Genomic DNA, 13913 nt, shown 5'->3' on the forward strand with positions numbered 1-13913 from the left:
TCCTTATCTTTTGGAGCAGGTGTACTGCGAAGAGGGGGTGCCCGCCCCTCGGCGAGTGGCCGGGGGGCGGGCGAAGCTGTTTACCAGCGGTAGTGAGCGAACGCGCGGTTCGACTCGGCCATCTTGTGCGTGTCCTCGCGGCGCTTGACCGCGGCACCCAGGCCGTTCGACGCGTCGAGGATCTCGTTCTGCAGACGCTCGGTCATCGTCTTCTCACGACGACCCTTCGCGTAGCTGACGAGCCAGCGCAGAGCGAGCGTGTTGGCGCGGTGAGGCTTGACCTCGACCGGCACCTGGTAGGTCGAACCACCGACGCGGCGGCTGCGGACCTCGAGAGTCGGGCGCACGTTGTCGAGCGCCTTCTTCAGCGTGGCGACGGCATCCTGACCGTTCTTCGCCTCGACACCGCGGAGGGCGCCGTAGACGATCGACTCGGCCAGCGACTTCTTGCCGTCGACGAGGATCTTGTTCACCAGCGAGGTGACGATCGGTGCGCCGTATACCGGGTCGTTGACGACGGGGCGCTTGGGGGCTGGTCCCTTACGAGGCATCTAACTCAACCCTTCTTCGCGCCGTAGCGGGAACGAGCCTGCTTACGGTTCTTGACTGCCTGGGTGTCCAGGGCGCCACGGACGATCTTGTAACGCACACCGGGGAGGTCCTTGACACGACCGCCACGGACGAGCACCAGCGAGTGCTCCTGGAGGTTGTGACCCTCACCGGGGATGTACGCGGTGACCTCGGTGCCGTTGCGGAGCTTCACACGAGCGACCTTGCGCATCGCCGAGTTCGGCTTCTTGGGCGTGGTGGTGTAGACGCGGGTGCAGACCCCGGCCTGCTGCGGGTTCGACTTGAGCGCCGGCGCCTTGGTCTTGGTGACCTTGGGCGAGCGACCCTTGCGAACCAACTGCTGAATGGTTGGCACGTTCTCTCCTCATAGTGCTGCACGGTGACAGCGTGATGGGTTTCACATCATGACCCACCGGCACGCCGGAATCGACGAGCTTTTGGTGTGGTGGGTATGCCGTGGGGGCAGACCGGCATGGTGCCGACGCCCAGTGCGCACGTCGAGACGTGCACACACCTGGTCAAGTGTAATGCCGCGTAACGTGGCGGTCAAATGAGCGCGGGCCCGTCCGGATGGCGGCGCGGCCCACGGAGGGTCACGGCAGGTCCGGGTCGAACGGGGAGTCCAGTGATTCCGTCAGCTCGGCGAGCAGGGCCTCGATCTGCGGCTCGACGTGCTGCGAGATGGCCGCCTGGATGTAGATACGGTGGCGCAGCAGGATGCCGCAGATCTCCCGCCCGACCATGTTGGCGTACTCGTCGGCGAGGGCGACCTCCTGCCGGAGGGCGATCTTGGCCTCCTCGGTCAGAGGTGGCAGCGCCGGAAGCTCCGCGGCGGAGTCGTCGGCGAGTCCGGCGATGGTGAACAGGAACGGCGCTCCGGGAACCGGCTCGGGGTCGAGCGGGAGACCGTCGAACTCCGGATCGAGGTCTTCGGCGGGGCGGTAGCTGCGGGCCCGGTTGCGGGCGGCCTGCTGATCGAGCTCGCGCTGCAGCATCGGGAGATTCCGTGCCGTGTAGTCCGCGACGGCGTGGTCGACGATGGTCTTGATTCGCGTCGACAGTCCGTGCTGCACGCCGTGCGGGGTGTTCGCGCCGATTCCCGCCGCCGAGAGGATCGGCGAGCCGAGACAGCGGCGGCACGGCGCGACGCGACCGCGGTGGGTTGCCGGCTCCCAGCGCGGCACCCAGCGCAACCAGGCCTCGACGGCCTGGTCCACCTGCGTCTCCAATGAGCGCTCCACCCCACCAGCGTACGGCGCGCCGCGCGTCGTCGCCGCGATTTCGCTCGTCACGGCGGGGCGTACGCAGCCGACCGGACGATCCGCCGAGGAGAGGACGTTCGACCGTCACTTCGCCGCAGGATGGTCGGCGAATCGTCGCCGGGTCGGCGAATCGTCGGCCCGAGGAGCCCGGTCACTCCTCCTCGTCGCGCTCCCAGGGCCAGCGCGGATGCTCGGCACGAGTGCGACGAAGGGCGATGCCGCCCCACGCCGCGATCAGCCCTGCGGCCACGAGCACCGCACTCGCACCGCCGCGGACCAGATCACCCGCGACGGCTGTGGCGATCACGAAGTCGGACGAGTTGATGACCACCGTGATCCACACCGCCACGAGATGAGCGAGGGCGGTCAACAGGGCGATGGCGACCGTCGCCACGTAGGACGGAGCGCCTCGTCGGAGCGTCGACCACAGCACGAGCGCGAACGCGATGACCGCAACGACCATCCCTGCCGCACCGGGCGCCTGCCCCAACCCGGGCACCGCGATGATGTCGGTGTCGGTGGCCACGCTCAGCGCCCCCAGCCCGAACACCGCGAGCGCGAAGAAGCCGATCGTCGCGAGGACCACCGCCAGGACAGCCGAAACCCCCGCGGACTCGGGCCCGCGGGGGTTCGGCATGGTGGAGTGCGTGACTACCTCGACAGCGTCGGACCGGCTTCGAGGGTGCGCTCGTACTCGCGCTGCGCCTCGGCGTTCAACTCGGTCTTGCGCGCACCGCTGCGGGAGACCCATGCGCCGAACCAGATGGTCAGCTCCCGGGCGAACACGAATGCGGCGATGGCGAGCGGGGCGAGCAGCTGCTCACCGACGAGCTCGAGCCCCTGCGACGACGTGAGCTCCCAGAACGGGGCCTCGAACAGCTGCCCGAGGATGTGTCCGGCGTAGGCGATGACGCCGACGATGATGCCGAAGACGACCCAGAGCCCCCAGCGACCGCGGTTGATGATCGCGCCGAGCAGCCAGAAGCCGAGGAAGAAGACGACGACCGGAGTCCAGTAACCCCAGGTCATCAGCGGGGCGAGCGCGGCCTCACCGATGTTCTCGCCGTTGACGTCGCCGGCGATCGCGGCGAGGCCCAGCGCTGTGCCGAGGTAGAGCACGGCGAAGACGAGGGTCGCGAGCAGGCCGATCAGACCGGCGGTGCCGCGGTTGCCGCGGTCACGGGGCGGCTCGGGAGCCTGCACGAAGATCGGCTGGGGCTGCGCCGCGGCGGCCGCAGCGGACGCGGCGATCAGCGGCTCCGACGGCACGATCCGCGTCTCGGCCTCGTCGCCGTACTGGGCGTACGCTGCACCGGCCATGCCGGACTGTTCGTGGCCGAACGGGATGGGCTCGCCCACGATCGGCTCGGGGTAGAACGACTCGCTCTCGGCATCGGCTTCTGCCCTGACGTCGCGCGCGCTCTCACGCGACTCGACGACCGGAGCGGGAACGACGGCAGGAGGCGGGGACGCGAACGTTCCCGGGTGATCACGCTCGGCGGCTTCGAACGCGGCGAGGTCGGGGTCGGCGACCCTTTCGTCGACCGGGGCGGCCTGCGTGTGCTCCGGCGCATCGGTGGAACCGGGGACATCCGCGCCCGCCGCGGCGGCGGCGTCGAGACCGGCGTTCGCGCTGCCGACGACGTCGTCGACGTCAGTCGGCTTCTCGGGCTGGGGAGCGTCGGGGTCACTCATGGTGTGCGCCTCTCATCGGATATGTGCATTGTGAGGGTACCGCCGGGCCGACGGCCGCTGACGCAGGCGTGCCGACGTGTCGGGATACACGCGTGCGCACTCCGACGCGAACCGTCAGGGAAGGGCGTTGCGAAGGGCGGTCCCCGCGAACTCGGCGAGGGCGGGGAGGATCGGGAGGGACAGCCAGACGAGCGCGCCGATGACCCCGGCGCACACGATGCCTGCGAACCAGCTCATCGCCAGATTGCGCCCCGCCACCCGTGCCATGCCTCCACGGTACGGGTCGACCAGGATACTGGCCGGGAGCAACGCCGAGCATGTGGCGCGACTCAGCGTGCGACCCGACCCCGCAATCGCCAGAGCAGCCACAAACCGGATGCCGGGATGAGCAGGAACCCGAGGAGGAGGAGCGCGTGCCACATGCCGAAACTCGGCAGCAGCGGGTTGTTCACGACCTCGTCGGGCGGGGTGCCGGTGCCGGATGAGCTCCCGGTCGAGCTGAACTCCACGAAGCTCATGAACTGCACGAGGATCAGCGACAGCGCACCGAACGCGAACGGCACGACGATGGCCACGACCTTCTCCCACGTCTTCCAGAGTGTGCTGATGCTGACGAGCACAGCCCCCACGAACCAGCCGAGGACGGGGAGCACGAAGCCGCCGAAGCTCAGCGTCAGCGCTGCCGTGATCGCGAACCCGCGCGTCGATGTCGTCGGCAGGCGAGGAGCCGGCGGCGCGACGACCGGAGGCGCGACCACGATGGTCGGGCTCGCCGGCACCTCGTCCTGCGCCTCCCTCGCGATGGCCACCGGATCGCCGAGTCGAGCGATCCGCGCGGCCGTCTCTACGGCGTCGAGGCCCTGGAGCTCTTCGACGATTCCGCCGCGGATGTCGGTCGCGACACCGTGCGGGAGCCCGCGCATCGCCTCGTCGAGCCGCACGAGGTAGTCCTCGCGCAGGGCGTCTGCGGTGGTCTCTGTCATGGTCGTCCCTCTCCGACGAGGCCCGTGACGACACGGGCGAACGGTGTCCACTGCACTCGGAAACGCTCGAGCTGCTCCGTACCCGACTCGGTGAGCCGGTAGTACTTGCGCACCGGCCCGCTCTCCGACGGCAGGTCGAACGTGCTGACCCAGCCGTTGTCCCGCAGCCGTCCCAGCAGCGGGTAGAGCGTGCCGATGCTGGCGATCAGCCCGGCGCCGGTGAGCGCGTCGGCCAGCTGCCAGCCGTACATGGGCTCGCGCGCGAGAAGCCCGAGCACGCAGTACTCGACCACCCCTTTGCGCATCTGCGATCCCACGTCAGCTGTCATGCATGACAAGCTACCATGCGATGCACGTTACCGCTGCTGCCCCCACGGGGCGGGCATCGGGCGATCAGCCCTTCGTCGCACCAGCGGTGAGACCGCCGACGATGTACTTCTGCAGGAAGAGGAACAGGATCATCACCGGGATGGCGGCCATCACGGCGCCCGCGGAGAAGGCGGACCAGTCCGCGTAGCGCGGGTTCGCGACGAGCTTGGTGAGTCCGACGACGAGCGTCTGCTGCTCCACGTCGACCAGCATGACGCTCGCGATCACGTACTCGTTGACCGTGCCGATGAAGGAGAGGAGCCCGACGACCGCGAGGATCGGCGCGACCAGACGCAGGATGATCGTGAAGAAGATGCGCGCGTGACCGGCGCCGTCGATGCGGGCGGCCTCGTCGATCTCCTTCGGGATCGTGTTGAAGAAGCCGTACATCAGGTAGGTGTTCACACCCAGCGCTCCACCGAGGTAGACCAGGATCAGGCCGGTGTGGGTGTTCAGCCCGATGGCGGGGAACCAGTCCCCCAGCGTCGACATGAGCAGGAAGATCGCGACGACGGCCAGCAGCTGCGGGAACATCTGCACGACCACGATCGTGACGAGGCCGACCCGGCGTCCGGCGAACCGCATGCGCGAGAACGCATAGGCCGCGCAGGCGCCGATGAAGACGGTGACCGCGCCGGTGACCACGGCGATCAGGAGCGTGTTGAGGAACCACGTGGCGTACGGATTCTGCGGGTCGCTCAGGATGCGGACGTAGCTGTCGATCCCGATCGCGGAGAACAGCTGGTTCGAGCCGGTCAGCGTCCCCTTCGGATTCAGCGACGCCGAGACGACGTACAGCAACGGGAACAGGGCGAAGGCGCTCACGACGATCGCGACGAGGTGACGCCATCCGGTGTCGGCGAACCAGGCGCCGAAACTGCGGCGACGGGGGGCGAGGCTCTGCGCCTCGGTGGTGGCGCGAGTGGTGGCGGGGCCGGCGGTGCTCATGTCAGTTCAGCTCCTCGAGGGCCTTGGTCTTGCGGAAGCTGATGATCGAGATCGTCGCGACGACGATGAAGATCAGGATCGTGAATGCCGAGGCGAGCCCGTAGTCACGGGTCTGCCCGGTGAAGGCCACCTTGTAGACCATCGAGATCAGGATGTCGGTGTGCCCGACGGGGATGGACACGTCGCTGAAGCGGGGTCCGCCCTTGGTGAGCATGTAGATCAGGTTGAAGTTGTTGAAGTTGAACGCGAACGACGAGATCAGCAACGGCGCGACGGTGACGAGCAGCAGCGGCAGCTTGATTCTGCGGAAGACCTGCCAGGGATTCGCGCCGTCCATGACGGCCGCCTCGTTCACGTCTTCCGGGATGCCCTGAAGGGCGCCCATGCAGACGAGGAACATGTAGGGGAAGCCGAGCCACAGGTTCACCAGCAGCACCGACACCTTGGCCAGCGTCGGATCCGTGAGCCAGGGGATCTCCGCCCCCCCGAAGATGACCTGGTTGATGAAGCCGAAGCTCTCGTTCATCATGCCGGCCCAGACGAGCGCCGACAGGAAGGCGGGGAACGCGTACGGAAGGATCAGGATGATCCGGTATCCGTTGCGGAACCGCATCCGGGTGTTGTTGAAGACCAGGGCGAGCAGAAGCCCGAGGAAGAACGTCGTGGCGACCGAGATCAACGCGAACGCGAAGGTCCACAGCGTCACGGAGATGAGCGGTCCGCGGATCGACGAGTCGGTGACTGCGCGCACGAAGTTGTCGAAGCCGACCGTGGTCTGCCAACCCGGGAGCAGCTGCTCGCCGTCGTCGGCGGTGAAGGCTCCTTCGCCGGTGTCGGAGTACACCGTGCCCGTGGTCGTGTCGGTGATGGTGTCGGCGGCCTCGTCGTAGGCGAGCGTCGAGACGTACAGGTATCCCTTCTGCCCGTCGGGCGCGCGCAGGCTGCCGTCGTTGGGGTCGTCGCTGAAGGGCACCGACAGCTTCTCGAGCTCTTCGGAGAGGGTGAACACCGTGGCCAGCGGGAGCGTCGTCCAGCCCTCGACCGCGACGGCCTGCCCGCCCTCGAACTCGGCATCCACCTCTTCGAGCGGCTGCTCCGCCGTGCCGAGGAGCGCGTCGCCGGACTCCGGGTCGGTCACGAGGAGACCGTAGGTGCCGAACTGTTCGACGACCGTGACCGGATAGGTGGGAGAGTCTTCGACCCGCTCCTGCGCGGAGGCGAGAAGCGAGGAGATCGCCTGATCCTTGGTGCCGTTGTGCCCGGTGCCGTAGTTCGTGAATCCGATGTAGCCGGTGTAGAGCAGCGTGAACACCTGGAACAGGATCAGGAAGATGATCCCCGGCGTGAGGTACTTCGCGGCGATGCGCTTGCGGGAGAAGTAGATGTAGTTGACGAGGACGGCCACCGCGACGACGATGCCGAGGATCAGCCACTCCTCGTTGGCGAAGAGCACGAACGCCGCGTACAGCGCGATCGCGTCGACGACCGCCAGCAGCAGGATCTTCAGCAGCATCCAGCCGATCGGGCCGGATGCCGCCTCGGCGATCTTCGCGGCCTGGCGCTGGCGTCTGGTCGGAGGGGCAGTGCGCTCGTCGATGTCTGTCATCTCGTCCTCGTCATGATCCTGCCGGGGCGGACGAAGAGGTCCGCCCCGGCAGGGCCAGTGGGTGCTGTTACTTGATGGCGGCGGTCACGTCGTCGACGAGCTTCTGCCACGTCGCCGTCGGGTCTGCACCGTTGATGATCGCGGCCTCGGCGACGCCCCAGAATTCCCACACCGCACCCATGGCCGGGATGGCGGGCATCGGGACGGCGTCTTCACCGACAGCCTGGAAGCCGGCGATGATCGGGTCGGACGCGGCGGTGTCCGCAGCGGCGGTGAGCGCGGGCAGGATGTTGCCGGCCTTGAAGAGCTCGAGCTGCACGTCTTCGGTGCCGATGTAGTTGACGAGGAAGTCGTTCGCGGCGACCTTGTTCTTCGACTCGGAGCTGACGAAGAAGCCCTTGACGCCGGCGAACGGCGAAGCGGTCTCGCCGGTCGGGCTCGGGATCGGGTCGATCGCGACGTTGATGCCGGCCTCGGTCGCGGCACCGACGTTCCACGGACCGGTCAGCCAGAAGGCGGCGGTGCCGTCGAGGAACTGCTGCTTGGCGATCTCGCCATCGACGTCGGTGTTCAGCACGCCGGCAGCGCCCTGCACGCCCAGCCAATCGGCGAACGCGAAGCCACCCTCGCTGCCGAGCTGCAGGTCGGCAGGGTCATAGCTGCCGGAGTCATCGGTGCCGAAGACCGGCGCACCGAAGGCCGTCTGGAACGGATACAGGTGGTACGGGTTGCCCTCGGTGCCCTGCTCGACGACGAACGTGCCCTTGGAGACCATGTCGTCGAAGCTGGTGGCCGCGGCCGGGACGAGGTCGGCGTTGCGCAGCACCGCGATGTTCTCGACCGCGTACGGCAGCATGTACACGGTGCCCTCGTAGGTTGCGGCCTGCAGCGCGACCGGCAGGTAGTCCTCGGAGCTGTCACCGAGCTCGATCGGCGCGACGACGCCGTTCGTGGAGAGCTCGCCCAGCCAGTCGTGTGCGCCCATGACGACGTCGGGGCCCTTGCCGGTCGGGACCTGCTGGATGAAGTCGTCCTTCATGTCGTCGACCGACTTGCCGACGAGGTCGACCTTGACGCCGGTCTTGTCCTCGTAGGAGTCGGCTGCGTCCTGCAGCGCATCCACGCGCTCGGCGTCGACCCAGACGACCAGCTTGCCGCCGTCCTTGGAGTCGGAGGTGTCGTCGCCGCTGGTCCCCGTGGAGCAGCCGGCAAGCGTCAGAGTCGAAACGATGGCGATCGCGCCTGCGGCGGCGATGCCCCTCTTGTTCACCTTCATTGGTGTGTGCCTCTCTCGGTGCTGGTGGCCTGCACAGACTGCAAGCGCTTACAGTATGCATCGGATTCGGGGATTTTCGCAATGAAGGGAGGCGTCGATATCAAGCCGTGACCGGGAGGACTGGAGGTGCACGGCCTGGAAACGCTTCCACGGAGCGACCAGGATCTCCGACGATGTGTACGCGCTCAGCCCCTGAGTAGGATGAAACCATGGCTGACAGCTCATTTGACATCGTCTCGAAGGTCGATCATCAGGAGGCCGAGAACGCCCTGAACCAGGCCCGCAAGGAGATCGAGCAGCGCTACGACTTCAAGGGCACCGGCGCGTCGATCGCCTGGAGCGGCGAGAGCATCCTCATCATCGCGAACACCGAGGAGCGGGCGAAGGCCGTGCTCGACGTGTTCCAGTCCAAGCTCATCAAGCGCGGCATCTCGCTGAAGAGCCTCGAGTCGGGCGACCCGTTCGCCAGCGGCAAGGAGTTCCGCATCGTCTCGACGCTCAAGGACGGCATCTCGTCTGAGAACGCGAAGAAGATCAACAAGATCATCCGCGACGAGGGCCCCAAGGGCGTCAAGAGCCAAATCCAGGGCGACGAACTGCGCGTGCAGTCCAAGAGCCGCGATGACCTGCAGTCGGTCATCGCCCTTCTGAAGGGCGCCGACCTCGATCTCGATCTGCAGTTCATCAACTACCGCTAGGCGGGCCTCCCACCTGCACGACGAAAGGCCCCACTCGGCGCACGACCGAGTGGGGCCTTTCGTCTGCCCACGGGCGCGACTTCGGTCTTCCAGGGCGGAGCAGTAGGATCGCATACCGGAATATGGGCCCGAGTGGCCAAGACTGGAAAGGTCGCCGACAGCCGTGTGCCCCCACACGCGACGACAGGCGTAGATCGTGTTGGGAACCGACGCGACTCATGATGTGGTGGCCCACCCGGGGCGAATCATGGGGATGCTCGGGAAATGAAGGGCAACTGGGGGCAGGTCCATGAGCATTATCGGATCGACGAGTGTCGGCGAGAGCAAGCAGCTTCTGGCCGAAGAGGTGTTCCACCACCTGGGCAGACAGATCATCGAGGGCACGCTCGAGGCCGGCGAACGCATCCGCGACGTCGACGTGGCCGAGGAGCTCCACGTGTCGCGAACACCCGTCCGCGAGGCGCTTCAGCGTCTGGAGCGGCTGGGGATGGTGACGATGTATCCGAGCCGGTACACCGAGGTGACCGAGGTGACCTCGGAGACGATCGCGCAGTCCCTCGAGTTCGCCGGGTACCAGGCGGGGATCGCCGCGCGCCTGGCCGTGCCGCGGATCAGCGACGCGCAACGCGATCACGTCGTCCGTCTCGTCGCCGGGATGCACGCATCCCTCGAGAAGGCGGAGACGACTTCAGACGCCCGATGGGCCGTGTTCTCGTATCTCGGGGATCGGAGCGGCAACGCGCAGCATCGCACGCTGATGGAAGACGCGAGCATGGTCCTGTTCCGCAACCTCCGCGACTGGGTGGTCCCCCGGGCCGACCACGCCCGCATGCGCGATGTGTACGTCGCCTTCGCGGCAGCTGTCCGCAGTGGGGACGGCGACGAAGCGGAGCGCCTCGTCCGGACGATGTACTACCTGTGACGCGAGCTCAGGTCGCCGCTCGCCAGCCCGTGACCCAGCGCTCGAGGCGTCGATAGGCATCTTCGCGCGCGTCATGGCGCGAGAGGAAGACGTCGTGGAGCGCACCGTCGATGCGCTCCACCGTGACGCTCGTCCCGAGACGCAGCGCCGCGCGCGCGATGTCGTCGACGACGAGCACGGAATCAGCGGCGGTGAGCTCTTCCGACCACCGCGTCGGGGGCACGAACCGCGAAGAGAGCAGCACGCACACCGGAGAGGTGATCGCCAACCCTGCCGCCACGGTCTTGTGTCCGGAGAGGATCGCGTGCAGCCAGCCCGCGTACACGGCCATGGTCTGTGCCGGGCGCCAGAGTGGATTCACCTCCATCGGATCATCCGGGTCGGCGACCTCCTGCTGTGCACGGGTGTAGAAACCGAGATCGACCTGCGGCGCCGCCTCCATCGGTCGGATCCGCGCCTGCAGCTCCACCATGGGGGCGATCGCCGCGCGCGCCGGCGCGAACTGGAACTCCAGCCAGGGGCTGTTCAGGATCACGGCATCCGCCGCACCGGCGTGGCGTGAAGCCCAGAGACTGAGGATGAGCCCGCCGGTCGAATGCCCGAGCAGCACCAGGCGCCGTGAAGACTCGGCGCCGCCCTCGCCTCGCCCCATGGCGTCCAATGCCGCACCGATGTCTTCGTCGTAGGTGGCGAGGTCGGCGACGTAGCCCGGCGTCTGCCCGTCGCGAAGGCTGCGGCCGTACTTGCGGAGATCGAGAGCGAAGAAGCGGGCTCCGCGCGAGGTCCAGAAACGCGCGAGCCGCTTCTGGAAGAAGTAGTCGGACCAGCCGTGCACGTAGAGCACGTCGACGCCGTCGAGCAGCGGCCATCGACCGCGGATGCGTTTCCAGAGGTCCGGCTCGGCAGGAAGCGCGCGGACGAGGGTCGCCACCACCGGACCCTGCTCGTCTGTGCCGAGTTCGAGGGTCAGCTGCTGAAACTCATCCCCGAGAACATCCGGGACCCATCCGGTCATGCCTGCCTCCCCCGTCGTCGCCAGGCTAGCCGACGATTCCCCGGGCAGCGGAGGCGAACCGCCTACTCGCCGCGGGAGACGCGCACCATCTCGTCGCGCGGGACCACCTTGACGCGGGCGCGCTCCTCGGGCGCCCCGAGGGAGATCTCATGCTCGTCGAGACGGTGCCATCCGTCCAGGTCGGTCCAGCGGACGCCGCGCTCCTGCAGCAGTTCGACGATGGACTCCTCGGAGGGATCCTCCGGGTGCCACCAGGAGCCCTGGTCGTTGATGATGTGCCGCACGGTCTCCATCGCGTCGGACTTGGTGTGTCCGATCAGACCCACCGGGCCGCGCTTGATCCATCCGGTGGCATAGATACCGGGGACGCGCTCGTTCGAGTCCTTCGCGAGCACCTGGCCCTCGCGGTTCGGGATCACACCGTGCTTCTTGTCGAAGGGCACGCCGGGCAATGGCGAGCCGAAGTACCCGATCGCGCGGTACAGCGCCTGGATCGGCACTTCGCGCAGCTCGCCGGTTCCCACCGCACCGCCCTGACCGTCGGGCTGCGTGCGCTCGTAGACCAGTGCCGCGACGCGACCGTTCTCGTCCTTGCGCACCTCGACCGGTCGCGCCCAGAAGTGCAGGTGCAGACGACGCGAGGCCGTGCCCCCGGCGTTGTTGACCGAGTCGCGCTTGCGCCAGGACTGCAGGATGCGGTCGATGACCATGACCTGCTTGTTGCTGGCGACGGCATCCTTCGCAGCCTCGTCGTAGTCGAAGTCCTCGTCGTAGACGACCATGTCGACATCGCGCAGCTCGCCGAGCTCGCGGAGCTCCAGCGGCGTGAACTTCACCTGCGCGGGACCGCGGCGGCCGAAGACGTGCACGTCGGTGATCTCGCTGGCCTTGAGACCCTCGTAGACATTGGCCGGCACCTCGGTGACGAGCAGGTCCTCTGCGTGCTTGGCGAGCATGCGCGCGACGTCGAGTGCCACGTTGCCGTTGCCGAGCACCCCGACGGATGCGGCATCCAGCGGCCACTCGCGCGGCACGTCGGGGTGTCCGTCGAACCAGCTGACGTAGTCCGCGGCGCCGTAGGAGGCGACGGCATCGATCCCGGGGATGTCCAGCGACGTGTCGCGGATGGCTCCCGTCGCGAAGATGACGGCGTTGTAGTGCTTCTTCAGGTCGTCGAGGGTGATGTCCTCACCGAAGCGCACGTTGCCGAACAGGCGGATGTCGCCGCGGTCGAGCACGTCGCGCAGCGCGTTGACGATGCCCTTGATGCGGGGGTGGTCGGGGGCGACGCCGTAGCGGACGAGTCCGTACGGAGCAGGGAGCTGCTCGAAGAGGTCGATCGAGACGTCGAACTTGCGCTCGGCCTTCAGCAGGATGTCCGCCGCGTAGATCCCGGCGGGGCCCGCACCGACGATGGCCAGTCTGAGCTTGGTCATGGGAGGTCCTTTCATATGCCGAGACAGCCGGCGCGCGACCCGAAGGCCGCGAGCAGTCAGCTGGAGCGTTCGGCGAGGGTCTCTGCGAATCGGGTCAGTGCCTCGCGCACGGTGCCACGCGGCAGCGGTGCGAGCGCATCGACGGCATCCCGCGTCCACGCGTGCGCGAGCTCGAGGGTCTTCTGCGTCACCAGGTGATCGCGCAGCTCGTCGAGGGGGCCGTCGAGGATCGAGGGGTCTGCGCCATCGGCGATGAGGGCCACCCCGTCGTCGATGCGCGCGGCGAGGTCGACGGCGGCGTCATCGTGCTCGGCCTTCAGCAGCAGGTAGGGCATGGTCGGGACGCCCGCCCGCAGATCCGTGCCGGGCACCTTCCCGGTCTCTTCGGGCTTGGCCGACAGGTCGATCACATCGTCGAGCAGCTGGAACGCGACGCCGATCTTCTCGCCGTACACGCGCAGCGGCTCCTCGTACTCGCTCGGCGCGTTGGAGAAGATCACACCGCCCTGCGTGGCGGCGGCGATGAGCGAGCCGGTCTTGTCGGCGAGCACCTGGATGTAGAACGCGATCGGGTCGTCATCCTGCTGCGGACCGAGGGTCTCGTGCATCTGACCGAGGACCAGGCGCTCGAACGTGTCGGCCTGGAGCCGGATCGCGCGTTCGCCCAGCCGGGACATCAGCTGGCTGGCGCGGGAGAAGAGGATGTCGCCCGTGAGGATGGCGATGTTGTTGCCCCACACCGCATGCGCCGCCGGCACGCCACGCCGGCGGTCGGCGCCGTCCATGACGTCATCGTGATAGAGCGAGCCCAGGTGGGTGATCTCCAGCGCCTTGGCGACATCGATCACCTCGGAGGCGTTGCCGTCACCGAGTTGAGCGGCGAGGAGCGTGAGCACCGGGCGGATGCGCTTGCCACCCGCCTCGTAGAGATAGCGGCTGGCGGCATCCGCCAACGGGTCTGCGACGCGGACGTCTTCCGCGAGGCCGGTCTCGACGAGCTCGAGGCCGTCTTCGATCGCGCGGGCGACCTTGCGTGCGGCAGGGCCGATGAAGACGCGGTCGCTGAACCCCAGACGGCTCGCCAGCCGCGAACCCGGGGCGATGGGGCTCGAAGTCACGGTCCCAGCCTACCT

General features: G+C 67.7%; 16 protein-coding genes. 2 read left to right on the plus strand and 14 right to left on the minus strand.

Features of this window, described 5'->3' with window-relative positions; translation table 11 throughout:
- Positions 1-80: 80 nt before the first annotated feature.
- The 11 genes from rpsG to AC6CHX_RS14410 form a co-directional block, all read right to left on the minus strand.
- On the minus strand, positions 81-551 hold the full coding sequence (rpsG, locus tag AC6CHX_RS14360; protein ID WP_017201608.1) for a 30S ribosomal protein S7: 471 nt from the start codon (positions 549-551) through the stop codon (positions 81-83).
- Between the two features lie 5 nt (positions 552-556).
- Positions 557-925, minus strand: coding sequence for a 30S ribosomal protein S12 (gene rpsL / locus AC6CHX_RS14365; protein ID WP_017201609.1), 369 nt, complete (start codon positions 923-925; stop codon positions 557-559).
- A 238-nt stretch (positions 926-1163) separates the two neighbouring features.
- A complete protein-coding gene (locus tag AC6CHX_RS14370) occupies positions 1164-1811 on the minus strand; it encodes a hypothetical protein (protein ID WP_029260917.1) in 648 nt (215 codons plus the stop codon).
- 172 nt (positions 1812-1983) lie between these two features.
- Positions 1984-2469 carry a hypothetical protein gene (locus AC6CHX_RS14375; protein WP_498273345.1) on the minus strand — a complete coding sequence of 162 codons (486 nt, stop codon included), beginning with the start codon at positions 2467-2469 and terminating at the stop codon, positions 1984-1986.
- A gap of 14 nt (positions 2470-2483) precedes the next feature.
- Positions 2484-3527 (minus strand): ABC transporter, encoded by a 1044-nt coding sequence (locus AC6CHX_RS14380; protein WP_498273346.1) that lies wholly within the window; start codon positions 3525-3527, stop codon positions 2484-2486.
- 114 nt (positions 3528-3641) lie between these two features.
- Positions 3642-3794, minus strand: coding sequence for a hypothetical protein (locus AC6CHX_RS14385; RefSeq protein ID WP_168429576.1), 153 nt, complete (start codon positions 3792-3794; stop codon positions 3642-3644).
- Positions 3795-3856: 62 nt separating this feature from the next.
- Positions 3857-4510, minus strand: coding sequence for an HAAS signaling domain-containing protein (locus tag AC6CHX_RS14390; protein ID WP_498273347.1), 654 nt, complete (start codon positions 4508-4510; stop codon positions 3857-3859).
- A complete protein-coding gene (locus AC6CHX_RS14395; RefSeq protein WP_168429575.1) occupies positions 4507-4839 on the minus strand; it encodes a PadR family transcriptional regulator in 333 nt (110 codons plus the stop codon). The genes AC6CHX_RS14390 and AC6CHX_RS14395 overlap by 4 nt, the downstream gene beginning before the upstream one ends.
- A gap of 64 nt (positions 4840-4903) precedes the next feature.
- Positions 4904-5827 (minus strand): sugar ABC transporter permease, encoded by a 924-nt coding sequence (locus AC6CHX_RS14400; RefSeq protein WP_136041321.1) that lies wholly within the window; start codon positions 5825-5827, stop codon positions 4904-4906.
- Between the two features lies 1 nt (position 5828).
- A complete protein-coding gene (locus tag AC6CHX_RS14405; RefSeq protein WP_498273348.1) occupies positions 5829-7433 on the minus strand; it encodes an ABC transporter permease subunit in 1605 nt (534 codons plus the stop codon).
- Between the two features lie 67 nt (positions 7434-7500).
- Positions 7501-8709, minus strand: a complete 1209-nt coding sequence (locus AC6CHX_RS14410; protein WP_498273349.1) for a sugar ABC transporter substrate-binding protein — start codon at positions 8707-8709, stop codon at positions 7501-7503.
- A gap of 209 nt (positions 8710-8918) precedes the next feature.
- Between AC6CHX_RS14410 and AC6CHX_RS14415 the strand changes: the two genes are divergently transcribed.
- Entirely contained in the window at positions 8919-9407 is a 489-nt protein-coding gene (locus tag AC6CHX_RS14415; protein ID WP_017829222.1) for a YajQ family cyclic di-GMP-binding protein, read from the plus strand.
- Positions 9408-9696: 289 nt separating this feature from the next.
- On the plus strand, positions 9697-10329 hold the full coding sequence (locus AC6CHX_RS14420) for a GntR family transcriptional regulator (RefSeq protein ID WP_452326660.1): 633 nt from the start codon (positions 9697-9699) through the stop codon (positions 10327-10329).
- A 7-nt stretch (positions 10330-10336) separates the two neighbouring features.
- Here the strand turns inward: AC6CHX_RS14420 and AC6CHX_RS14425 are convergent, their stop codons facing one another.
- The 3 genes from AC6CHX_RS14425 to AC6CHX_RS14435 form a co-directional block, all read right to left on the minus strand.
- Complete coding sequence (locus tag AC6CHX_RS14425; RefSeq protein ID WP_498273350.1) at positions 10337-11344, minus strand: alpha/beta hydrolase; 1008 nt, start codon at positions 11342-11344, stop codon at positions 10337-10339.
- 62 nt (positions 11345-11406) lie between these two features.
- The gene (locus AC6CHX_RS14430) at positions 11407-12780 is read right to left on the minus strand and encodes an FAD-dependent oxidoreductase (RefSeq protein WP_452326662.1); all 1374 of its coding nucleotides are present in this window, start codon (positions 12778-12780) and stop codon (positions 11407-11409) included.
- A 56-nt stretch (positions 12781-12836) separates the two neighbouring features.
- Positions 12837-13898 (minus strand): polyprenyl synthetase family protein, encoded by a 1062-nt coding sequence (locus tag AC6CHX_RS14435; RefSeq protein ID WP_498273351.1) that lies wholly within the window; start codon positions 13896-13898, stop codon positions 12837-12839.
- Between the last annotated feature and the right edge of the window lie 15 nt (positions 13899-13913).

This window comes from Microbacterium sp. GQ128 (assembly GCF_059758615.1).